Raw genomic sequence first — 19,930 nt, forward strand, 5'->3', positions numbered from 1 at the left:
CGGCATGAGCGGGCCTTTGCGTACCGTCGGCCGCGCTTGCGGCGCCGGGACCTTGCTGGTGCTGCTGCCGGGCGCCTACATGACGGCCGACGACTATGCCGTGCAATTCTTCCCGGCCGTGGAACGGCGCGGCTTGAGGCTTGACCTGGCGGCCATCGATCTCGGCCTCGATGCCGTTTCGGCCGGCGACGCCTTGCCGGCCGTACTCGAACAGATTCTTCGCCCGGCGCGGCAGACCCATCGGCAAGTCTGGCTCGGCGGCATCTCGCTTGGCGGCCTGCTGGCGCTGGGCCTGACTGCCGACCACCCCGGTGCCGTCGACGGACTATGCCTGATCGCACCCTATCCGGGCAGCCGGCTGACCACCAACGCCATCGCCCGCAGCGGCGGACTCGATGCCTGGCAGCCGACCGCGGAAGAACTGAACGACCCCGAATTCCGCGCCTACCGCTGGCTGAAGGCACCGCCGGCGGCGTTGCCCGCCTTTGTCGGCTACGGCAGCGAAGACCGCTTTGCCACGGGCATGCAGGCCATCGCCGAACGCTTTCCCCCCGCTGCCCGGTGCGCCGTTCCCGGCAACCACGACTGGCCGGCCTGGTGCAATTTGTGGGAACATTTTCTGGATTCCGGTCTCATTCCCGCCTGACCATGCCGCCCCCCTGGAAACCCACCCCCGCCATCCACGCCACGCTCGCCATCCATGCCGGCGCGGCGGTCGGCTGCCTGCTGGCACCGGCCCTCTGGCCGTGGGCGCTCGGTGCGCTGGTCATCAACCATGCGGTGATCACCACCGCCGGCCTGTTGCCGCGCTCGACGCTGCTCGGACCCAACCTGACCCGCCTGCCGCCGGCCGCCATCGCCCACCGTGAGGTGGCCATCACCATCGACGACGGCCCCGACCCCGAGGTCACGCCCCAGGTGCTCGACCTGCTCGATGCCGCCGGCGCCAAGGCCACCTTTTTCTGCATCGGCTGGCGCGCCCGCGAGAACCCCGGGCTGTGCCGGGAAATCGTCGCCCGCGGCCATCAGGTCGAGAACCATGGCGACAGCCATTCCAAGGCTTTCGCCTTTTTCGGGCCGCGCCGCATGCAGGCCGACATCGCCGCCGGACAGGCCACACTGGCCGAGATCACCGGGCAGACGCCACGCTACTTCCGCGCCACCGCTGGCCTGCGCAACCCCTTCCTCGACCCGGTGCTGCACCGCCTCGGCATCAAGCTCGCCGCGTGGACGCGCCGTCCCTACGACACCCGCTGTGGCGATCCGGATACAGTGCTCGAACGCCTGACCCGCAACCTGGCACCCGGCGACATCCTGCTCATGCACGACGGTCACGCCGCCCGCATGCCGGATGGCCGGGCGGTTATCCTCGCCGTCCTGCCGCGTTTGCTCGCCACGCTGCACGAAAAACAACTCAACCCCGTCACGCTGAACGACGCCACCACATGACCAAGCGTTTCCTGAGAACACTGCTCGACGAAGCCAGCCGCCCCTTCCAGACCGGCGGCCATTTCGCCTACCGCTACGCACGCGGCAAGCTGTCCTCCGACAGCATCTTCCGCGAAGTCCTCAAGCGCGGCCTGTTCCCGGCCGAGGGCCGCTACCTCGACCTCGGCTGCGGCCAGGGCAGCCTGTTCGCCTGGCTGCTCGCCGCCCGCAAGCTCTACGAGGCCGGCAGCTGGCCCAAGGACTGGCCTGCCGCGCCCAAGGCCTTGCGCCTGCACGGCATCGAACTGATGCAGAAGGATGTCGACCGCGCCGCCCGTGCCTTCGGCCGCGATCACCCGGTCGTCCGCATCGAACAGGGCGACATGACCAAGGCCGATTTCGGCCAGGCCGACGTGATCACCATCCTCGATGCCCTGCATTACTTCGACCACGCCCACCAGAAGGACGTACTCAAGCGCATCCGCGCCGCGCTGCCGCCGGGCGGCCTGTTCCTGACCCGCGTCGGCGACGCCTCGGCCGGCCTGCCGTATCACCTGTGCAACTGGGTCGACCACGCCGTCACCTTCGTGCGCGGCCATCGTCTGCCACGCCTCTATTGCCGGCCGCTGGCCGAGTGGGTCGCGCTGCTGCAAAGCCTGGGTTTCAGCGTTGAAACCGACCCGATGAACGAAGGCAAACCCTTCGCCAACGTCATGCTGGTCTGCCGCGTGCCGGCCTGATCTCGCCCCATGCGCCGCGCCATCCTGCCTGCCTTGTTGACCGCCGCGCTGCTGGCCGGCTGCTCGACCTTCGACGAAGGCGAGGGCGACGGACCGGCCCTGCCGCCCGACATGGCCCGGCGCGCCGATGGCAAGACGGCCACCGCCTGGCCGACCTCGCTGGGCGATGTCGAAGTCAGGAAGCGCATCGCCCGCCTGCTGCCAGGCACCGTCAAGGACAAGGCCGGCTGGGCTGAAGACCTGCACACCGCTTTCAAGACACTGGAAGTGCCGCACGCGACCCAGACCTATTGCGCCGCCATGGCCATCATCGAACAGGAATCCGGTTTCCAGGCCGACCCCGTGGTCCCCGGCCTGCCCGGCATCGTGCGCAAGGAACTGGAAACGCGGGCCGGCCGCTACGGCGTACCGTCGCTGCTCGTCACCGCCGCGCTGAGCAAGAACTCGCCGACCGGCAAGAGCTACAACGAGCGCATCGACGCGCTGAAGACCGAAACCCAGCTCAACGACCTGTTCGAGGACATGATCGGCGAACTACCCTTCGGTCGGCAGTTGTTCGCCGACTACAACCCGGTGCGCACCGGCGGCCCGATGCAGGTCAGCGTCGAATTCGCCGCCCAGCACGTCAAGGAACGCAGTTACCCATACCCCATCGCCAGAAAACTGCGCAATGAGGTCTTCACGCGGCGCGGCGGCGTCTACTTCGGCAGCGCCATCCTGCTCGACTACGAAGTGCCCTACGACGCCGTCGTCTATCGCTTCGCCGACTTCAACGCCGGCCGTTACAGCAGCCGCAATGCCGCCTTCCAGCTCGCACTGGGCAAGCTCAGCGGCAAGCCCCTGACGCCGGACGGCGACCTGCTTCGCTACGAAAACGGGCTGCCGGCCAACGTCGCCAGCAGTGTCGAGGATGCCGCGCTGAACATCGCCTACAAACTGGAGATGAGCCGCCCGCAAATCCGCCGCGACCTGCTGCTGGAAAAAAGCGCCGCCTTTGGCCGCAGCCCGCTGTTCAACCGCGTCTTCGAACTCGCCGACAAGCAGGGCAAGCCCATGCCCCGCCAGGCCATGCCGCAGATCGACCTGAAAAGCCCCAAGATCACCCGCAAGCTGACCACCGAATGGTTCGCCAAACGGGTCGAAGGGCGCTACAAGACCTGCCTGGGACGCGGCGTCTCCTGAGCCGGCATGACAGGACGGCACGCCCCAGGCCGCTCAGCCGGCAGCGCGGTCAAGCCTGATTTCCAGCAAGGGATCGCCGCCATCGATGAACAACCTCCCGCGCCGGGAAAGCGCATGCCGCAGCCGCTCAAGCGCGACCAAGCCGGCTTGGGGATGGCGTCCGTCGAGCGCTCCGACACGTACCGCAAACGCCAAATCATAGGGCGGCTCGTCCTGCGCCAGAACGAAATCCTCGATGGCGACACAACGGAACGCCAGCCTGCCCGACGCCAGCTCCGGCAGTGATCCGGCCATGGCCTGATCGATGGCCTTGGCGGAACGGTCGATAGCGAGAATGTGCCCCTGGCCGAGCCGCTGACAGACCGCGCGAGCGGCAACCCCCGTGCCGCAACCGATCTCGAGAACGCGCATGCCGGGATGCAGCGGGAGCGCCTCGACTATCGCGGCAAGCCGGGGAGAAATTCTGGCGACCATGGATGACCTGGAGGTCATTTTTCGCTAAAGGCCAGATTGGCACCAAGACCCGCAAACGTTGCCGCAAACCCGCGCCGAAGCCAAGCCTGAACGCGGGACGACTCGATAACCGAGGCGCGGAATGCATGCGCGAGAAAGCCATACGCCACAAACACGCAGAACGTCATGACCATAAAGATGGCGCTCAGTTTGAAAAACTCGAGAAGCGGCTCGCTCGTTCCGGGCGGGACGAACTGCGGCAAGAACGCCAGGAAAAAGATGGTGAGCTTGGGATTGAGAATATTGAGCAGGAAGGCTTTGACGATCAGAGCAACGGCAGAATTGCCGGAGAGCGTTTCATCGACGGCAAAAGCGGATTTATCCCGCCAGGTGGCATAGGCGACGTAGAACAGATATGCGACGCCGGCATACTTTAGGGCTTGAAAGGCAAGCGCGCTGGTATGCATGACAGCAGCCAAGCCCAAGACCGTAGCCATGAGGTGGGGGATGATCCCGGCAGTACACCCGAGGGCGGCAAACACACTTGCCCTTCTGCCCTGGACAAGGCCGGTGGACACCGTATAGATGGCACCAGTGCCGGGAATGAGCACCACGATTAGTGACGTAACGAGAAACTCAAGGCTTACCATGTGACGAATCTCCTGAATGCCGCTGACCGGACGAGTATGAGGCCCAACGCGCAAGGCAGGGTGACGACACCCAAGGGGAATGCAGCTTGCGGCTCACTTTGACGGCAGCCACGAACGATCCGGCATCTGTTGAATTGGGGCTTCGGGCTGATACACACGGCACCATGCAACCTAACGCCTGAACTTAGCCGAGCCGTACAGCGGCTGTGGCTTGAATGGATTGTCTTCATTGTCGTGACGCCTATCCAACGCCGCCCGTTGATTTGTGCGGTATCTATCAACTCACGGTAGCGCTTTGGGTTGGATGAACAAACGTCTGTCATGAGGCACAACGTTGAAATGAGAGGCCTGCCCGGCTTTTCGCGCAGGCCCGTTCGACGGTAGGGGCAGCCGCTGTCATTCGGTTCGTAGCCCAGGAGACATAGCGGCCCCCAATGCAGCACTCATGTCGTCAGGCAAGGTCTTGACTCCCTTGATCACGAGCGGCCCTCCATTTTGCCAATGGATGCGGAAGCTCGCTGGCGATGCAGCCGTTTGAAGATTGACGGCCGTTAGTTCCAGTACGACTTCGGTTCCACCCTCCAGCATCGCGGGTGACGACAGAAATTTGATAACCGGCCCGAGTTCCCGAACGATGACTACGAGCAGCCGATCCGGCGGTGCACTTGCCAGGGAGGCAAGGGCTTGAAGTTCTTGCCTTGAGGAGACGCGTTCGATCTTCTCTTCAGGCAAGCGGCGAATTTCGACTTTTGAGAAACACCCGGATTGCGCAAAGTAGTCCTCAAGCCCTTGTTGTACCGCAGCTTCTCGGCGGGTGGCCTCCTTCTGGTTCGGGCGCCATTTAGGCCCCCACAGCACAAGGGTCGAAAGAGTCTCAGAGCTCGATTGGCACAAAGAGACCGTTGGAACCTCGCCCGAAGTTGCAAATTTCGTAGACGCGCAACCCAGCAGCGAAACACAGATGCCAAGGAGTATCAGATGAGGTATCCGGAACATGGCGAGAGGGGGGCCTTAGCGGCTAACGTGTCGCCAAGGGGCGTACCGTCGGCAGGCGATGTGCCCCGGTAACCGAAGGGCAAGCCTTGATCGGTTAGGCATTTTTTTGCTTGACACCTCGCCCTCCAAATCGATCTACAGCCATGTAGTACAGCCTGGCCAGCGGAAACCCGCGTTCTTTCAGCATGAGGTAGAACTGACGATCAATATCCCGCTTTGAGACAGGAACATCCTCAAGATATTGATAGAAGGCATCATGCACCATGGATGCGAAATAGGTAATTGGCTTTTCGGTCTCGATATCAATATGTCCGTCAGGTGTACCGAGAATAAAGAGCCCCAAGATACTTATCTTCGGAGTGCATCCATCCCAAGCGTAACCAGAACCATTGGCCTTGACGGTAACGGTTCCGTCAGGCTCTAACCGAAGCCATTTCGAATCAAATGACTTATCGCGGTGAATGCTCTGGAATTGAAAATCACTGTGAATCTTGAATATCCACGGGAAGCGCCGTAGCTTTCCAGCGGATCGATCTCGCGGAGCAGGAAAATCAGCCATGCATTCCTCCTGAAAAGCGGACGGAAAATGTCTAATGTTTGAATTCACTGGACTGGCGCGGCTTGCCGCGACAGGTCCGGTGGAATGATGGGTTGGGCGTCCCGGATCAGTGCCTCGGACGCAGACCGAATTCGGAGCCACATAGCGAACCCACCAATGTGGTCGTATTCGAACGGCTGACCATGAAGAGCAGCGAGATCAATGGAGAGAGGTGTGCCGCCTACTGAAAGTGAGAGCAGTCGCGCATGCTCCTTTCCGCGCGCCTCCCATAGAGGTAGGGCTGGATTGTGTGCGAACGCACAGCGAACCATATATACAAGCGTTCGCAACTCGTCGTTGGGTTGCCGTGACTGGGGTTTACGTTTCAGATTGGCCACGTCGAAAGCAGCGTCGAGGACCATTGCCGACGTGCCAAAGGCCATACCGACCAATGCGTTCGATGCGGAAACAACTGCTTCAATGGTTGCAAATGTACCCGACGGAAAGCCCACGTTCTCTCGCTCGAACAAGATGGTCAGGTCAGTGTCTAGGCGGGGCAAGTCGAGATGCTCCAACTCGCAGTAGCACATGAGACGGATGGCAAATTCAAGATGCCGAAACGCGTAATCGACATCAGCGAGTGCTTCGGTGATGGTGTTCATGACGCCCAACGTTCCAGCTAAGCGGACCAGCCAGCGGAGCTGGCGCAGGTCCGCTTGAGCGCAGGGTTATGCGTCATTTTGAAAACCAATTTCTCGGGCCGCGTGGCCAGCTTCATCGTGTATCCATAGCTCGATGGGAGGTGGCTCTTGCAATTCGCTCCAAGCCTTGCGCACACGCGCTGTCGTTGCCTGTACCCCATGCCCAAACACTAGGTAGATCGCGCGCTGGTATCCGACCTTGGACCGAAACAGCGCAAGCGTCTTGAGGTCCTTCTTAATACCTTCGTTCTGCGCGTTGGCAGACTTGACCTCGATGATGGTGTTGTTGCCCGCCATGTGGCCCGGCTGATGAACCAGAAGGTCAGGCTTGGCATAGTCCGCACCCATCTCGCGCAGTATCGGGTGAGCCGCCTTATCCAACTCACCGTTCAAATAGAACGGCGTGTCCGTTGGCCACAGGCACCGAAGCTGGTGATAAAGCTCGTAGCAATAGACCCGTTCGCGATACACCGGGTCGCCCCCATCGATGACGACCTGAAAGTACAACGGAGCAATTCGCGCCGTCGCACCTTTGAGCAGTTCAGTCAGTTCATGCACGCCGAGTCCTCTGACGCATAACGTTGAAAATCACCGGACGAAGGCAAGCGTAGCTTGCCGGAGGTCCGGTGCATTGGAATGTTAGGCTTCGAGAACACGCTTAACGACACCGAACCCGACAAGGCGTAACCCTTCCTGTATGCGCCACTTGGTACCAATGGCTAGGTGTTTTCGTAGACCGTGCACGTTTAGAAAGGTAACCACAAGATTTCTCGTTTGGCCCGGATAAAGAAACTCACCTTCTTCTAGTTCCAGTTGGCCAATGAACATGTTTCGATTGTCGGGTCCGCCGAAGTTATGGTTTGGGCGGTAGTGTTTTGTAATAGGCCGTTCTTTTCCACCTTGGTCGGCAGCGACCAAAGAAATAGTGGCCTCAACGAGAATGGGTTCGTTCCCAGCCGAATCAAGATTGTCGTAGATGAGGTCCATACCCGTTCGAAGCCTAACGTAAAGTTGAGGGGCGCGCCGCTTTTGGCGCGTCCCTCTCGAACGCCATGTTAGGCAGCAACTTGGAGATGGGCGGCTTCATTTGTGCTCATACTCCCGATGCAATGCAATGGCTACACGACCGATGAGATCAATAGGCAACGGTTGGTTGAGCGGGAAAGAGAGATTACCTTTCACACCTCGGTGCGGAGCAAGTTCCTTAATGAGCGCGGTATCCTCCTTTACTGGCGGATAAATGCCAATGTGCTTTTTAAACGCGGCGAAATAGAAGAAGACGCGCTTAGCTTTGAACGCTGGCATGTTGTAACTGATGCAGCGCGATGCGTTAGGCAACAAGGCTTCGACTTTTGTTTGGATGGACAACATAAGAGGCTGAACATCTGCTAGGACACTCTCGAAATATTCTTCATGTGATGAAAATGACATCAGTCTCTCCCAATATGCCTAACGTAGAGCTAACCGGCCGCCGGAGGCCGAAGGCCGGAGGGAACCCGCAAGCGCAGCTTGCGGGCGGTCCGGTTGAGCGCCATGTTAGATTTACCGCTTCCGCTTGTCATTTTCCTCGCCAATTCGTTTCTCTATGATTAGGCGAACCTTGTCTTCAGTCGTTCGGTCACCAATCGATTGCTGTAGCCGTGTTTCTGTCTTTGTCATGTCTTCTCTTAGCGAAAAAACTAGATTAGACACATACCAAGAGGCGAGGCCGATTGCTAGAGTAAGCACAATGGGAACGCCCCATTTCAATGTGGTTGCATCACCAAACTTTGATTCGGAAAGTGCCAACTTATCGGTCAGTTGTTGTTGGGTTGCAAACTTGGAGTCGGCTGCGGTACTAGCGCTGCGAATCTCTTGTTGCATTGCTTGTTGCGTAACAAACTTGTCGTGACCTGTCGCCTCGTGACTGTTTAAGCGACCCTCAAGATGCTTGATGTCTTTATCAAATTCCTGACGCGGAACAAAGGCACTTGTGCGTTCATCTAGAATTTTTACCAATGCGAGTATGACCGGGTTTTCTTCCGGTCGTGTCGGAGTGTTAACTTTCTCTCTTGATAACACACCCGGCTGATCTTTTAGCAGGTTGTCTTCCTTCTCATCGTTCATGATGAGCTACCTGTCAGTTGTCACTAAAAGGACGAAACCGCCGTTTGTCATAGTGGTAAATGATGAACTCCCCGTCGTCATCGACCATTCCAAGAACGAGGTTCATTGGCTCACGAAAGTATGGGGTTCCTGAGCCGTTCTCCTCGTCGTAAAAGGGCTTATCCAATATCTCGATGACCACCGCTGGTTCGTTGGGCCTAGGGCGTTTTCTGTTCTTTAGGCCCTGCTTCCACTTGACAAGCATGCCTGGGTGAAGGCTTGACTCGGAACCATCGGAAAAGGTTTTGTAGTGCTCAAGCGCAAGCGCCGAACGCTTCTTTACTTCCGAATCAGATAAGTCGGTGTCCGACTTTTTACGCTCTTCGATTAACTTCACTATCTTGTCGAAATCTGCTTCATCAGCCATCTGAAATACTCCTGTGGGAGGGAAAGAGAAAAATCTAACTACAAGTAGACGACACTTTCATATATCCATATCTGGCCATTTGTTGCCAAATATGGATATTTATTTCCAATAATGGACAGGTCGTGATTGCCATTATTGGACATCCTTAACGATGCGCTTTTCCAGCTTCATGGCGCGGGCGATATAGCCGGAGACACGCCACAGTTTGCGTTCGGCATCCCATACTCCGCCGGATTCCTTGATCTGCCGGCGCACTTCCGTTTCGCCGTAGCCCACCCGAACCCACACCATGGCTGCCGGAGGGCCGGCGCGCGCTTCGACGAGCAGTTCTACGGTGGTAAAGCGTTTGCCGGTACTACGGTCGATACGGTAGCGAACACAGAGGAGGTCTGCGCCGTAACGCTGAAGCAGTCTCCGGGTTCCTGGGTTTCCCGGTTTCAGGCGCTTGATCGTGGTCGAGCGCAGGAGCGCGGCGACCGCCTCGGTGGCGGCAACGGGCGCGCCGTGGAACAGCGCAATATCGTCAGGAGAATGGCGGCTAGGCTTATGAACCATGCCCGGCAGCTTACTGCTGATGCATGACACGAGCAACAACGGACCCGCACGTCATTTCCGGCGGGTCCGTTGTCGGGCAGACTTGCAGGGCTGTCAGCGCATCAGCCGCCCGGAACTGCCGACGATGGTGACTTCGACGAAACTCGAGCCGAGGCGGTTCTTGCTGTAATCGACGACGAAATTGCCGGCATCGTATTTCTGCAGGCTGGCCAGGGCGCTGACGAGCTTGTCGCGAGTCGGTTGCGGGCCGGCCCGGCGCAGGCCTTCGGTCATGACCTTGGCGGCGATGTAGCCTTCGAGGACGGTATAGGTCGGGCCGCTCTTCGGGGCGAATTCAGGAGGCAAGGCCTGGAATTCGCGGACGATGGTGGTGACGCCGCTCCACGGGTAGGGAACGACCTGGGCAATGGCGATGCCCGCCGCCGTTTGCCCCATTTCGGCCTGCAGCGCCTTGTAGCCGACGACGGAGAGGGCGAAGAACTGCGATTGCTTGCCGGCCTGGCGCATTTCACGCACGAAGGCGGCGGTCGGCTTGTAGGTGCTGATCATGACAACGCCTTGCGGATCGGCGGCACCGATGCTTTTCACCGCATCGCGCACGTCGTTTTTGGTCTTGTCGAAAGTGCCGACGGCGACCATTTTCAGGTTGCGCTTGGCGAGGGCTTTTTCGACCCCGGCCAGTCCGGACTTGCCGAAGGCGTCGTCCTGATAGAAGACAGCAATCTTGTTGATGCCCAGCGTGGTCAGTTGGTCGATGATCTTTTCGGTTTCATCGCCGTAACTGGCGCGCAGCCAGAAGGTCGTCGGCGATTTCTGGGCACGCAGCTCGTCGGAACCGGTGTAGGGAGCCAGCGACGGAATGGCCCGCTCGTTGATCAGCGGCAGCAGGGCGCCATAATTGGCCGAACCGAACATGCCGAGGAAGGCCAGTACGTCTTCCTGATCGATGAGCTTCTTCGCGTTTTCCACGCTGCGTTCGACCACATAGCCGTCGTCAAGCGTCAGCAGTTCGACACGGCGGCCGTTGATGCCGCCCTTGGCATTCAAGGCATTGAAGTAGGCGAGCATGCCGTCGCGGTACTCGCTGCCCAGTTCGGCCAGCGGGCCACTCAGGGGCAGGGACTGGCCGAGGCGGATCGGACCGTTCTGGGCGTGAGCGGTCAGCGCGAGCAGCGACAGGCCGGCCACTACCAGCCATTGCTTCAGGTTTGCAAACATTTTGTCTCCTCGAATCATTTTTATGAACCCGCAGTCTAGGTCGCAACCCGCGCAACGCATTGTCATCCGGATGACAAACAGGGGCTTTTCGGGGGCCTCTGGTAAAATCAGCTTTTGCCGATACGGACCGCAAACCGTGACTCCGCTGCTACTTTCTGCCTACACCGCCACGACCTGTCTCGGGCGTGGCCTGGACGCCACGCGTTCGGCCTTGCGCGCCGGCTACAGCGGGCTCGCCCCCTGCGCGTTCGAGACGGTGCAACTGGACACTTGGCTCGGCGAAGTCGCCCACGTCGACGACGAAAAACTGCCTGTCGCGCTGGCCGCCTACGATTGCCGCAACAACCGGCTGACGCAGATGGGGCTGGAAACCGACGGTTTCGCCGACCGTGTGCGCGAAGCCATTGCCCGCTACGGCAAGACGCGGGTCGGCGTTTTCCTCGGCACGAGCACGGCCGGCATCCTGCAAACGGAACTGGCCTACCGCCGCCGCGACCCGGAAACGAGCGCGCTACCCGACGATTTTCACTACCGCACGACGCATAACTCCTTTTCGCTGGCTGAGTTCACCCGCGACTACTTCGGGCTGGAAGGCATGGCGATGGCCATTTCGACCGCCTGTTCGTCGAGTGCCAAGGTCTTTGCCGCCGCCGCCCGCCAGCTTGAACTGGGCACCATCGACGCGGCCATCGTCGGTGGCGTCGATACGCTGTGCCTGACCACGCTGTACGGTTTCGCCTCGCTGCAACTGACCTCCACGCAGCCGTGTCGCCCGTACGACGCCGAGCGCAACGGCATCTCGATCGGCGAGGGCGCCGCCTTCGCGCTGCTGGAACGCACGGATGCGCCGGCGGCGGGTTCGATCCTGCTGCTCGGCACCGGCGAATCGAGCGATGCCTATCACATGTCGTCGCCGCACCCGGAAGGGCTGGGCGCCAGGCTGGCGATGGAAGCTGCTCTGCGCTCGGCCGGCCTGAATACCGCCGATATCGACTACATCAACCTGCACGGTACCTCGACGCCGGCCAACGATGCCGCCGAGGGCAAGGCGGTCGCCGCGCTGTTTGGCGCGACGGTCCCTTGCAGCTCGACCAAGGGTGCCACCGGCCATACGCTGGGTGCCGCCGGCGCCGTCGAGGCCATTGTTTGCGCGCTGGCAATCACAGACGGCTTCCTGCCCGGCAGCCCCGGTACGCAGACCCTCGACCCGGTCATCCCGGTCGATTACCTTAAACAGGGCAGGGCTGGCACCGTGCGCCGCGCCCTGACCAATTCATTCGGCTTCGGCGGCAGCAACTGCAGCCTGATCCTCGGAGTCGCCGCATGAACGCCAAACCCCTGACTGCCTGGATCGAAGGCATCGGCTTCCTGGCCCCCGGCCTGCCGGACTGGCCGACCGCCCGCGCCGTACTGCGCGGCGAGCAGGCCTACGAAAACGCACCGTCGGTGCTGCCCGCGCCGGCCATCCTGCCGCCGGCCGAACGCCGTCGCGCCAGCCGTGTCGTCAAGCTGACGCTGGCCGTCGGCCTCGAAGCCGCCGCCCATGCCGGGAGCGATGTCGCGCAGCTGGCGACCGTATTCTCAGCATCCGGCGCCGATGGTCACAACTGCCACGCCCTGTGCGAGCAATTGGCCGGGGAAGACCGCCAGATTTCGCCGACCCGCTTCCACAACTCGGTGCATAACGCCGCCGCCGGCTACTGGGGCATCGCCACCGGCGCCATGGCACCCTGCCAGGTGATCTGTGCCTACGACGCGAGCTTCGGCGCCGGCCTGATCGACGCACTCGGCCAGGTCGTTCTCGACCGCCAGACGACCCTGCTGATCGCCTACGACAGTGAATACCCAGAGCCGCTATTCGCCAAGCGCCCGGTGCCCGACGTGGCCGGCGTCGGATTGGTATTCACACCGGAGCGCAGTGAGCGCTCGCTTGCCTGCATTACCGTGACACCGGAAACCACCCCGGCGGATGGGCTGACGGATGGCGCACTGGAAACCCTGCGTACGGCCATTCCGGCCATGCGTGCCTTTCCTTTGTTGCGCAAACTGGCACTGGGCGAGGGCGGTACCGTATGCCTCGACTACTTGCCTCCGATGCAGCTGCGCGTCGCCATTCAACCGTGCTAGACCACGCCTGGATCGCCGCCCACATCCCGCACCAGGGCAGCATGTGCCTGCTGGATGCGGTGGGTGACTGGTCGGCCGAGGCCATCACCTGCACCGCCAGCAGCCATATCGACCCGGCCAATCCGCTACGCGCCAATCACCGACTCGGCGCCGCCAACGGTATCGAATACGCCGCCCAGGCCATGGCCATCCACGGTGCCCTGCTGGCCGGCAATGACGACCAGCCCCGCCAAGGCTACCTGACCAGCGTGCGCGGCGTGACCCTGCATGTCGCCCGTCTCGACGACCTGCCCGGTGAATTGCTGGTCCGCGCCGAGCGCCTGTCCGGCGACGCCAACAACATCCTCTACCAGTTTTCCGTCAGCCACGACGGCCGCTGCCTGCTCGAAGGCCGCGCCGCCGTGGTCCTTGACGCGAGTGCGATCAGCAAGGAACAACCATGAAACGTGCCCTCGTGACCGGCGGCAGCGGCGGCATCGGTGCCGCCATCTGCCGACGACTGGCTGCCGACGGCCATCACGTCATCGTCCATGCCAGCCGTAGCCTGGAAAAGGCCGAGGCCATCGTCACCGCCATCCGCGAAGCCGGTGGCAGTGGCGAGGCCGTTGCCTTCGACGTCACCGATCGTGCCGCCACGGCTGCTGCACTGGAAAAACTGCTTGAAGCCGGCCCCATCCAGATTCTGATCAACAACGCCGGCATTCACGCCGATGCGGTTTTCCCCGGCATGTCGGGCGAACAGTGGGATTCGGTGATTGCGGTGTCGCTGAACGGCTTCTACAACGTGACCCAGCCGCTGACCATGCCGATGATCCGGACCCGCTGGGGCCGCATTGTCACTATTTCATCGATTGCTGGCATCACCGGCAATCGCGGTCAGGTCAATTACTCGGCAGCCAAGGGCGCGCTGCACGCCGCCAGCAAATCACTGACACTGGAACTGGCCAGTCGCGGTATCACGGTCAATGCCGTGGCGCCGGGCATCATCGCCACCGACATGATCGAAGGCGCTTTCGATACCGACGCGATCAAGCAGTTGGTACCGATGAAGCGGGCCGGCAAGCCGGAGGAAGTCGCCGACCTCGTCGCCTTCCTCGCTTCGGATAGCGCCGCCTATATTTCCGGACAAGTCATTTCGATCAATGGCGGGATGATCTGACCTCCGGGATATTTACACGGCATTACCCGCTCCCCTAGAATGCGTCGGTCACTCGATGGGAAACGTATAAAAATGAATGCCGGAAAATGGCTCATGGGGTCAGCGTTAGCGATCGCCTGTTCGAGCGGCGCCGTCGCCGAAATCTATAAATGCACGCAGAACGGCAAGACCGTGATTTCCGATGCGCCATGCGCCCATAATGCAAGCCGTGTTGACCAGCAGCATGACAAGGTCGACCGGAGCCAGCAGCGCCAGGCGGAATCCATCCATATCCGCAACAGCACCCAGTTGAACGAGCTGGAATCGAAGGCCCGGTATGACCGTTCCATTCTGGGCGGCGTGCAAATCGTGCCCGGCCCGGCCAGCCCTGCCGACACCCCGCGTCGTAGCCGTTAAGAATTGAGCATGCAAAAAAGCCTCTACGATCTGCTCGAAGTGAGCGCTACCGCCGGTCAGGACAGCATTGCCGTCAGCTACCGCCGCCTGCACGCCAAATTTGCCGAATTGCAAAGCAGCAGCGACAACGAGGACGCCACGAATCAGCTGATCGCGCTCCGCGAAGCCTATTCGACACTCTCCAACCCCGAACGGCGGGCAGCCTACGACGAAAAGCTGGCCGCCCACGCCACGGTCGAACAGAGTCAGGATGGCGAACCGCGCTCCTATGCCAAGCTGCTGGTGCTGCTCGCCCTCATTGGCGCCTGCGGATTCGGCTACGCCCGATATCAATCCAACCAGGCGCAACAGGCGGCTCTTGACCGGGAAAAAGCGGCCGCCGAGGTACGGCTTGCCGAAATCGAGGCGCAACGCGAACGGGAGCGCCTGGCGCAGGAACGCCATGCCGCCCGGCAGGAAGAAAGCCAGCGCGAGCAGGAAGAGCGGCGCGCCCGGTACGAGCGGGAACGCGATCAGGAATACGGCCGGCAGATCTCCCGCGACCTGCAGCGGCAGGAAGCGAGCGCGCAGTATGAAAAACAGCGCGAGGACCAGCGCAAGCTGCGTGAAGAGCAACAGCGCCAAAGCGACGCCGAACGCCGCCTGGCCCAGGACAAGGCCACCCTGCGCCGGATGGAAGCCGAGAACGCCCGTCGCTATTATTGAGACGTCGGCGTTTCCCGCTCGGCCGGGGCAAGCTCGGCCGCGCATCTGCTACATTGGCAGTTCACCACCGCCACGGAGACGATCATGAGCGAGAAATCCATGCTGAACCTGCACGAAGCGGCGCTGGCATTGTGCGCGGCTTCCGACGATCCGCATGCCCTGGAGGTCGCGCTGGCTCACGCCATCGAACACGGCGACCTCCGCGCCAACGTCAAACGCTGGGCAACCGAACAGTGGGAAAGCAAGCAGTTGCCGGGCAACATCAACCGGCTGGAAACCTGGATCGAGCGCTCGGAACTCGACGCCTGGCAGCAACGGCGCCAGCCGGCCTGATCGTCAGCCGGCCGGCAGCCGCCTGAGGGCCGCCGCGACGTCGGCCTCGGCGGTCGGCCGGACCAGTCGTTCGACCTCCTGACCGCCACGCAGGAAGATCAGTGTCGGCCACAGCTTGACCCGATACGTGCGCCCGAGTCGACGGCCCGGGCCATCTTCGATCTTGATATGCGCCAGATCGGGGTAAGCGAGCATGGCTGCGGCAATGGCCGGCTGTGCGCCCTGGCAGTGGCCACACCAATTGGCGCCGAATTCGAGCAACGCCAGGCCGCTGCGGGCCTCGATTTCCTCACGCGGCGGTGCCTGCTCGGCGTAAGTCGCGACATAGGCCATATCGTCTCCTCTCCTCAGGCGGAACGCTGGATCAGCGACTGCATGCGGGCCAGCTGCGGCGCCACTCTCGGCACGGTCAGCATGGTGCTGGCGACGGCCATCAGCAGCAGGGCGGTGAAGGTTTCGCTGGTGATGATCTGCTTGTCGAGCAGGATGTTGGCGAAAATGATCATGATCAGCGCCTTGGTCTGCAGCAACCAGCCGATGATGCCGGCTTCGCCCGGCGCCCAATTCAGGATGCGGCCGGCGAGGCGCACGCCGATCAGCTTGCCGGCAATCGAGGCGAACAGGAGCAGGGCGGCGGCAATGAAGACGGCGGCGCCGCCGACGTTCCAGTTGGTACGCAGGCCGGTGGACAGGAAGAAGACGGGCATAATGACGAGCAGGACATGGTGGCGCAGCATGTCCATTTTTTCCTGGTTGAACCACGTCGCTTCCATGCTCGCCCCGGCCAGGAAGGCACCGACCATGAAATGCAGGCCGGCCCAATCGGCGCTGAAGGAAACCGCCGCCAGCCAGATCAGCGCGACGAACCAGCGGTCGCGCTCGGCCAGACGAACCATCAGCTGGTGGAAAAGCCAGGCGGCGATCACGAAGCCGCCGAGGAAAGTACCCTGGCGACCGATACGCTCCCAATCCATCAGGATCAGCGCCAGCACACCCCAGATGGCGATATCGTCCAGGCTGGCGTAGCGCAGGATGCGCTGGCCGATCGGGGCACGCAGAATGTCCAGTTTTTCCATGAGCAGGATCAGGATGGGCAGCGCCGTCACCGCGCAGGCCATGCCGACACCGACGACGAATTGCCAGGTCAGCGCCTTCGGCCCCATCCAGCCGTCGAAGCCCATCATCAGCGCTGCCGCCGCGCAGCCGAAGAGCAAGGGCACACCCAGCGCCAGGCCGGCGGTGATGCCGCTTTCCCGGCGATGCGCCCAGGCCTTCTTGAGATCGAGTTCCACGCCGGCGATCATCACGAACAGCATCACCGCCCACCAGGCGATGCCGTTCAGCGACTGGATCACGGCCGGGTTGAAGACGAAGGCGTAATAGTCGGGAAATGCCTTGCCGAGAATGCCCGGCCCGAGCAGGATGCCGGTGATGATCTGGACAACGACCAGCGGCGCGTAATAGTCAGTCTTGCCGAGCCGCCAGATCAGGTAGGGCACGGTGAAGATGATCGTCATCGCGATCAGGAAGATTTCGGTAGTGTTCATGCGCTGTTCAATGACGGGCCGCCGCTGCTGCCTGGCGGTGGTAGATCGCCGCCAGCAGATCGGTCTGGGTTAATACGCCGGCCAGGCGGCGCTCGGCATCGACCACCGGCACGATGGTCGGATGATCCTGGGCGGAAAGCAGGGCCAGCATGTCGCCGAGCGGCGTCGAAACCGATGCCGTGGCGAAATGGTGGCTCATGATCTGGCCAACCACTTCTGGCTTGTCGGAATACGAGGTCGGCGTCGGCCGCAGCAGCCGGCGGATGTTGTCACCGATGCTCCGGCCGTTGTCGGGCGCGACATGGCGCAGGTAGTTCTCCAGCGTCACGACGCCGATCACGCGACCGGCCGGGTCCACCACCGGCAGGCCGTGCAAGTGATGTTCCTGCATCAGCGCCCAGGCTTCATTCAGCTCGGTGGCAAAGGTCGCGGACAGCGCCGGCGAGGACATCACTTCACCGCAGGTTCGCCGCTCGTGGCGGCGATGCGCGTGCACGGTAGCCAGATCGTAGATGGTGACCAGATCCTCTTCGCTGACGTCGAGATAGGTATCGAGCTTTTCCAGCGCATGCTGCAGGTCCTCGTGGCGAATGCTGCGCCGCGGCGGCCGGACCGCCGGCGTGCGTACCGGCGCGCACTGCGGATAGCGCCGCCCGGGCATCAGGTTGTTGATGGCCAGCACGGCGATCAGCGCGGCAACGGCATTCAGCAAGGCAGTGAGCAACGATACGGTGTGTTGCTGGGCAGCGATGGCGAATACCACGGCCATGGCACCGCCCGGCGGATGCATGCAGCGGAGCAGGGCGGTCAGCCAGATCGACAGGCCAAGGGCGAGTCCGATGGCAAGCCAGGCCGGTTGCACCCACAGGCCGCACCCGTAGCCGATCAGGGCCGACAGGAGCAGGCCGCCGACCAGCGACCACGGCTGGGCCAGCGGACTATGCGGCAGGGCGAACAGGATCACCGTGCTGGCACCGAGCGGAGCCAGCAGGTAACTGAGCTTTTCCCCGGCCGGCAGAACGGTCAGGATGCCCTGGATGAGGAGGATGCCCAGGCAGCCGGCCAGCGCACTGATCCAGCGTTCGCGGGCCGACAGCGGCGCGGCATCGGCGATCAGGTAACGGACGGCGAACTGGCGCAAGGCTTCCATGGTCGGGGTCGCTCCGTCAGGGTTTGCGGGCGAGATATTCCCGGAAAATGCCCATGCTGACGGTGCAACGAACGTCGCAGAACCCCGCCGCGCCCAGGGCGTCCAGGATGCGCGCCGGCTCGATGGCGGCGTCGATGGTGTCGCCGTAGTATTCCCAGAGGCGGCCGACATCGGCACGGCTGCCGGCGAAGCGGGTGAGGATGGGGACGATGCCGCGGATGTATCCCGAGAGCAGGATCTGGCCGAAACGACCGGTCGGCCGGCTGATTTCCATCAGGCAAACCTGGCCGCCGGGGCGCAGTACGCGCAAGTATTCGGCAAAGGCCTTGTCCAGATCGCCGACATGGCGCAGCGCGTAGCCCATGGAAACGAAATCGACCTCGGCGTCGGGCAGCGGAATATCCTCGGCGTAGCCTTCGAGCATCTCGACGGCGAGCTTCTTGCGCAGTTCGCCGAGCATGCCGGGGGAAGGATCGAGCGCGACGACGCGCCCGCCCGGACCGACCAGTTCGTGCGCCGCCACGGTTACCAGGCCGGTTCCGGCGGCCACGTCGAGCACATGCATGCCTTCCTTCAGGCCGCAACGGCGCAGCACACCCTTGCGATACCAGGGGCCGGTGCCGAGGCCGGTCCACCGTTCGGCTACATCGTATCCGGGCGCCGCCCGGTCGAACATCTCACGCGTCACCTGCCGCCGCGCCACCTCGCCAGAAAAATAGGCATCGAGCCGGGGATCGGCCTTCAGGGCCGCATTGCGAACGGGAGGCTGGGTCATGTCGCTCAATTCATCAGGTAACGGACGAGAAGCATCGGCAGGCGGAGCACGAAACCGATGAACAGGCGGGTGTGCATCCAGGTCAGCAGGGTGTTGTCGCGCAGGTATTTGAAGTGCGACACACCGCCTTCCTCGGCGCTCAGGTAGCGTACCGGCGCATCGATATTGATCGGGCGAACCCCGGCCCAGCAGAGCCGCACAACGGCCTCGGGATCGAAATCGAAGCGGCGCATGAAGCGGTTGGCGCGCATGATCTTGATCAACGGAGCGACGGGATACACACGGAAGCCGTACAGGGAGTCGCCAATACCCATCCACAGGGTTTCCAGGTTGGCCCAGCCGTTCGAGACCTTGCGGCCATTGACGCGCAGGGCCGGGGCCTCGGGGCCGAAGACCGGCTTGCCGAGCACCATCTTCTCCGGTGCGGCCTGTGAAGCTGCCATGAAGGCGGGGATCAGGTCGGCCGGGTGCTGGCCGTCCGAATCCATGGTCAGCGCATGGGTGTAACCCTGAGCCGCGGCCTGGGAGATGCCTTCGAGCACCGCCGAACCCTTGCCGCGGTTTTCGGGCAACACGATGACCGTCAGGTCGTCGTCACCGGCCGCCAGCGCCTGGAGCTGCCCGGCCGTACCATCGGTGCTGCCGTCGACCACTACCCACACTGGCGCCCATTGCGCCCGCGCGGCGCGCACCGTATCGAGCACCCCGGGGCCGGGGTTGTAGCTGGGAATCAGGACGAGATGGGTCGATGAACGGGACGGCATG

General features: G+C 62.2%; 28 protein-coding genes. 11 read left to right on the forward strand and 17 right to left on the reverse strand.

Annotated elements, in window-relative coordinates; translation table 11 throughout:
- The first annotated feature begins 4 nt into the window (after window positions 1–4).
- The 4 genes from F1002_RS07645 to F1002_RS07660 are packed head-to-tail and all read left to right on the forward strand — an operon-like array spanning window position 5 to window position 3,350.
- Entirely contained in the window at window positions 5–646 is a 642-nt protein-coding gene (locus tag F1002_RS07645; protein WP_150428415.1) for an alpha/beta fold hydrolase, read from the forward strand.
- Between the two features lie 2 nt (window positions 647–648).
- Window positions 649–1,449: a polysaccharide deacetylase family protein gene (locus F1002_RS07650; protein WP_150428416.1), complete on the forward strand. Its 801-nt coding sequence runs from the start codon at window positions 649–651 to the stop codon at window positions 1,447–1,449.
- On the forward strand, window positions 1,446–2,168 hold the full coding sequence (locus tag F1002_RS07655; protein ID WP_150428417.1) for a class I SAM-dependent methyltransferase: 723 nt from the start codon (window positions 1,446–1,448) through the stop codon (window positions 2,166–2,168). The genes F1002_RS07650 and F1002_RS07655 overlap by 4 nt, the downstream gene beginning before the upstream one ends.
- 9 nt (window positions 2,169–2,177) lie before the next feature.
- Window positions 2,178–3,350 carry a DUF1615 domain-containing protein gene (locus F1002_RS07660; RefSeq protein WP_150428418.1) on the forward strand — a complete coding sequence of 391 codons (1,173 nt, stop codon included), beginning with the start codon at window positions 2,178–2,180 and terminating at the stop codon, window positions 3,348–3,350.
- Between the two features lie 33 nt (window positions 3,351–3,383).
- On the opposite strand, the gene F1002_RS07665 is transcribed toward F1002_RS07660, so the two are convergent.
- The 12 genes from F1002_RS07665 to F1002_RS07720 all read right to left on the reverse strand — a co-directional run bounded on the left by F1002_RS07665 (window position 3,384) and on the right by F1002_RS07720 (window position 10,973).
- Window positions 3,384–3,824, reverse strand: a complete 441-nt coding sequence (locus F1002_RS07665; RefSeq protein ID WP_150428419.1) for a cyclopropane-fatty-acyl-phospholipid synthase family protein — start codon at window positions 3,822–3,824, stop codon at window positions 3,384–3,386.
- Between the two features lie 14 nt (window positions 3,825–3,838).
- The gene (locus F1002_RS07670; RefSeq protein WP_150428420.1) at window positions 3,839–4,453 is read right to left on the reverse strand and encodes a LysE family translocator; all 615 of its coding nucleotides are present in this window, start codon (window positions 4,451–4,453) and stop codon (window positions 3,839–3,841) included.
- 396 nt (window positions 4,454–4,849) lie between these two features.
- Window positions 4,850–5,185: a hypothetical protein gene (locus F1002_RS07675; protein WP_150428421.1), complete on the reverse strand. Its 336-nt coding sequence runs from the start codon at window positions 5,183–5,185 to the stop codon at window positions 4,850–4,852.
- 358 nt (window positions 5,186–5,543) lie between these two features.
- Window positions 5,544–6,008: a hypothetical protein gene (locus F1002_RS07680; protein WP_150428422.1), complete on the reverse strand. Its 465-nt coding sequence runs from the start codon at window positions 6,006–6,008 to the stop codon at window positions 5,544–5,546.
- A gap of 44 nt (window positions 6,009–6,052) precedes the next feature.
- On the reverse strand, window positions 6,053–6,649 hold the full coding sequence (locus tag F1002_RS07685; RefSeq protein WP_150428423.1) for a hypothetical protein: 597 nt from the start codon (window positions 6,647–6,649) through the stop codon (window positions 6,053–6,055).
- A 66-nt stretch (window positions 6,650–6,715) separates the two neighbouring features.
- Window positions 6,716–7,246: a methionyl-tRNA formyltransferase-like protein gene (locus F1002_RS07690; protein ID WP_150428424.1), complete on the reverse strand. Its 531-nt coding sequence runs from the start codon at window positions 7,244–7,246 to the stop codon at window positions 6,716–6,718.
- 81 nt (window positions 7,247–7,327) lie between these two features.
- A complete protein-coding gene (locus F1002_RS07695; protein ID WP_150428425.1) occupies window positions 7,328–7,675 on the reverse strand; it encodes a hypothetical protein in 348 nt (115 codons plus the stop codon).
- Window positions 7,676–7,771: 96 nt separating this feature from the next.
- A complete protein-coding gene (locus F1002_RS07700; protein WP_150428426.1) occupies window positions 7,772–8,119 on the reverse strand; it encodes an iron chaperone in 348 nt (115 codons plus the stop codon).
- Between the two features lie 111 nt (window positions 8,120–8,230).
- Window positions 8,231–8,794, reverse strand: coding sequence for a hypothetical protein (locus F1002_RS07705; RefSeq protein ID WP_150428427.1), 564 nt, complete (start codon window positions 8,792–8,794; stop codon window positions 8,231–8,233).
- Between the two features lie 13 nt (window positions 8,795–8,807).
- Window positions 8,808–9,200: a hypothetical protein gene (locus F1002_RS07710; protein ID WP_150428428.1), complete on the reverse strand. Its 393-nt coding sequence runs from the start codon at window positions 9,198–9,200 to the stop codon at window positions 8,808–8,810.
- A gap of 132 nt (window positions 9,201–9,332) precedes the next feature.
- Complete coding sequence (locus F1002_RS07715) at window positions 9,333–9,755, reverse strand: hypothetical protein (RefSeq protein WP_223879498.1); 423 nt, start codon at window positions 9,753–9,755, stop codon at window positions 9,333–9,335.
- Between the two features lie 93 nt (window positions 9,756–9,848).
- A complete protein-coding gene (locus F1002_RS07720; protein WP_150428429.1) occupies window positions 9,849–10,973 on the reverse strand; it encodes an ABC transporter substrate-binding protein in 1,125 nt (374 codons plus the stop codon).
- Between the two features lie 136 nt (window positions 10,974–11,109).
- Between F1002_RS07720 and F1002_RS07725 the strand changes: the two genes are divergently transcribed.
- The 7 genes from F1002_RS07725 (at window position 11,110) to F1002_RS07755 (ending at window position 15,693) form a co-directional block, all read left to right on the forward strand.
- Window positions 11,110–12,300: a beta-ketoacyl-[acyl-carrier-protein] synthase family protein gene (locus F1002_RS07725; protein WP_191090338.1), complete on the forward strand. Its 1,191-nt coding sequence runs from the start codon at window positions 11,110–11,112 to the stop codon at window positions 12,298–12,300.
- Window positions 12,297–13,100 carry a beta-ketoacyl synthase chain length factor gene (locus F1002_RS07730; RefSeq protein WP_150428431.1) on the forward strand — a complete coding sequence of 268 codons (804 nt, stop codon included), beginning with the start codon at window positions 12,297–12,299 and terminating at the stop codon, window positions 13,098–13,100. Before F1002_RS07725 ends, F1002_RS07730 begins: the two co-directional genes overlap by 4 nt.
- Window positions 13,094–13,543: a hotdog family protein gene (locus tag F1002_RS07735; RefSeq protein ID WP_223879499.1), complete on the forward strand. Its 450-nt coding sequence runs from the start codon at window positions 13,094–13,096 to the stop codon at window positions 13,541–13,543. Before F1002_RS07730 ends, F1002_RS07735 begins: the two co-directional genes overlap by 7 nt.
- A complete protein-coding gene (gene fabG / locus F1002_RS07740; RefSeq protein WP_150428433.1) occupies window positions 13,540–14,259 on the forward strand; it encodes a 3-oxoacyl-ACP reductase FabG in 720 nt (239 codons plus the stop codon). The genes F1002_RS07735 and fabG overlap by 4 nt, the downstream gene beginning before the upstream one ends.
- A gap of 72 nt (window positions 14,260–14,331) precedes the next feature.
- The gene (locus tag F1002_RS07745; RefSeq protein WP_191090339.1) at window positions 14,332–14,655 is read left to right on the forward strand and encodes a DUF4124 domain-containing protein; all 324 of its coding nucleotides are present in this window, start codon (window positions 14,332–14,334) and stop codon (window positions 14,653–14,655) included.
- A 9-nt stretch (window positions 14,656–14,664) separates the two neighbouring features.
- Complete coding sequence (locus F1002_RS07750; protein ID WP_150428435.1) at window positions 14,665–15,360, forward strand: DnaJ domain-containing protein; 696 nt, start codon at window positions 14,665–14,667, stop codon at window positions 15,358–15,360.
- A gap of 84 nt (window positions 15,361–15,444) precedes the next feature.
- Window positions 15,445–15,693 (forward strand): hypothetical protein, encoded by a 249-nt coding sequence (locus tag F1002_RS07755; RefSeq protein ID WP_150428436.1) that lies wholly within the window; start codon window positions 15,445–15,447, stop codon window positions 15,691–15,693.
- 3 nt (window positions 15,694–15,696) lie between these two features.
- On the opposite strand, the gene F1002_RS07760 is transcribed toward F1002_RS07755, so the two are convergent.
- From F1002_RS07760 to F1002_RS07780, 5 genes are read right to left on the reverse strand one after another with little or no spacing between them, the layout of a single operon-like run.
- Window positions 15,697–16,026 (reverse strand): thioredoxin family protein, encoded by a 330-nt coding sequence (locus F1002_RS07760; RefSeq protein ID WP_150428437.1) that lies wholly within the window; start codon window positions 16,024–16,026, stop codon window positions 15,697–15,699.
- 14 nt (window positions 16,027–16,040) lie between these two features.
- Window positions 16,041–17,240 (reverse strand): cation:proton antiporter, encoded by a 1,200-nt coding sequence (locus F1002_RS07765; protein WP_150428438.1) that lies wholly within the window; start codon window positions 17,238–17,240, stop codon window positions 16,041–16,043.
- Between the two features lie 7 nt (window positions 17,241–17,247).
- On the reverse strand, window positions 17,248–18,390 hold the full coding sequence (locus F1002_RS07770; protein WP_150428439.1) for an HPP family protein: 1,143 nt from the start codon (window positions 18,388–18,390) through the stop codon (window positions 17,248–17,250).
- A 16-nt stretch (window positions 18,391–18,406) separates the two neighbouring features.
- A complete protein-coding gene (locus tag F1002_RS07775) occupies window positions 18,407–19,165 on the reverse strand; it encodes a class I SAM-dependent methyltransferase (protein ID WP_150428440.1) in 759 nt (252 codons plus the stop codon).
- Window positions 19,166–19,170: 5 nt separating this feature from the next.
- Window positions 19,171–19,929: a glycosyltransferase family 2 protein gene (locus F1002_RS07780; protein ID WP_150428441.1), complete on the reverse strand. Its 759-nt coding sequence runs from the start codon at window positions 19,927–19,929 to the stop codon at window positions 19,171–19,173.
- Window position 19,930 lies beyond the last annotated feature (1 nt).

The sequence above is a fragment of the Dechloromonas sp. CZR5 genome, from assembly GCF_008711155.1.
Classification (GTDB): Bacteria; Pseudomonadota; Gammaproteobacteria; order Burkholderiales; family Rhodocyclaceae; genus Azonexus.

Excerpts from the sequence above, each read along its gene's own strand:
- F1002_RS07670 (WP_150428420.1), bottom strand. The coding sequence starts at position 4,453 with ATGGTAAGCCTTGAGTTTCTCGTTACGTCACTAATCGTGGTGCTCATT.
- F1002_RS07660 (WP_150428418.1), top strand. The coding sequence starts at position 2,178 with ATGCGCCGCGCCATCCTGCCTGCCTTGTTGACCGCCGCGCTGCTGGCC.
- F1002_RS07710 (WP_150428428.1), bottom strand. The coding sequence starts at position 9,200 with ATGGCTGATGAAGCAGATTTCGACAAGATAGTGAAGTTAATCGAAGAG.
- F1002_RS07770 (WP_150428439.1), bottom strand. The coding sequence starts at position 18,390 with ATGGAAGCCTTGCGCCAGTTCGCCGTCCGTTACCTGATCGCCGATGCC.
- F1002_RS07665 (WP_150428419.1), bottom strand. The coding sequence starts at position 3,824 with ATGGTCGCCAGAATTTCTCCCCGGCTTGCCGCGATAGTCGAGGCGCTC.
- F1002_RS07680 (WP_150428422.1), bottom strand. The coding sequence starts at position 6,008 with ATGGCTGATTTTCCTGCTCCGCGAGATCGATCCGCTGGAAAGCTACGG.
- F1002_RS07715 (WP_223879498.1), bottom strand. The coding sequence starts at position 9,755 with ATGGTTCATAAGCCTAGCCGCCATTCTCCTGACGATATTGCGCTGTTC.
- F1002_RS07780 (WP_150428441.1), bottom strand. The coding sequence starts at position 19,929 with ATGCCGTCCCGTTCATCGACCCATCTCGTCCTGATTCCCAGCTACAAC.
- F1002_RS07745 (WP_191090339.1), top strand. The coding sequence starts at position 14,332 with ATGAATGCCGGAAAATGGCTCATGGGGTCAGCGTTAGCGATCGCCTGT.
- F1002_RS07765 (WP_150428438.1), bottom strand. The coding sequence starts at position 17,240 with ATGAACACTACCGAAATCTTCCTGATCGCGATGACGATCATCTTCACC.
- F1002_RS07650 (WP_150428416.1), top strand. The coding sequence starts at position 649 with ATGCCGCCCCCCTGGAAACCCACCCCCGCCATCCACGCCACGCTCGCC.
- F1002_RS07775 (WP_150428440.1), bottom strand. The coding sequence starts at position 19,165 with ATGACCCAGCCTCCCGTTCGCAATGCGGCCCTGAAGGCCGATCCCCGG.
- F1002_RS07755 (WP_150428436.1), top strand. The coding sequence starts at position 15,445 with ATGAGCGAGAAATCCATGCTGAACCTGCACGAAGCGGCGCTGGCATTG.
- F1002_RS07750 (WP_150428435.1), top strand. The coding sequence starts at position 14,665 with ATGCAAAAAAGCCTCTACGATCTGCTCGAAGTGAGCGCTACCGCCGGT.
- F1002_RS07760 (WP_150428437.1), bottom strand. The coding sequence starts at position 16,026 with ATGGCCTATGTCGCGACTTACGCCGAGCAGGCACCGCCGCGTGAGGAA.
- F1002_RS07730 (WP_150428431.1), top strand. The coding sequence starts at position 12,297 with ATGAACGCCAAACCCCTGACTGCCTGGATCGAAGGCATCGGCTTCCTG.
- fabG (WP_150428433.1), top strand. The coding sequence starts at position 13,540 with ATGAAACGTGCCCTCGTGACCGGCGGCAGCGGCGGCATCGGTGCCGCC.
- F1002_RS07685 (WP_150428423.1), bottom strand. The coding sequence starts at position 6,649 with ATGAACACCATCACCGAAGCACTCGCTGATGTCGATTACGCGTTTCGG.
- F1002_RS07655 (WP_150428417.1), top strand. The coding sequence starts at position 1,446 with ATGACCAAGCGTTTCCTGAGAACACTGCTCGACGAAGCCAGCCGCCCC.
- F1002_RS07720 (WP_150428429.1), bottom strand. The coding sequence starts at position 10,973 with ATGTTTGCAAACCTGAAGCAATGGCTGGTAGTGGCCGGCCTGTCGCTG.
- F1002_RS07705 (WP_150428427.1), bottom strand. The coding sequence starts at position 8,794 with ATGAACGATGAGAAGGAAGACAACCTGCTAAAAGATCAGCCGGGTGTG.
- F1002_RS07695 (WP_150428425.1), bottom strand. The coding sequence starts at position 7,675 with ATGGACCTCATCTACGACAATCTTGATTCGGCTGGGAACGAACCCATT.
- F1002_RS07700 (WP_150428426.1), bottom strand. The coding sequence starts at position 8,119 with ATGTCATTTTCATCACATGAAGAATATTTCGAGAGTGTCCTAGCAGAT.
- F1002_RS07645 (WP_150428415.1), top strand. The coding sequence starts at position 5 with ATGAGCGGGCCTTTGCGTACCGTCGGCCGCGCTTGCGGCGCCGGGACC.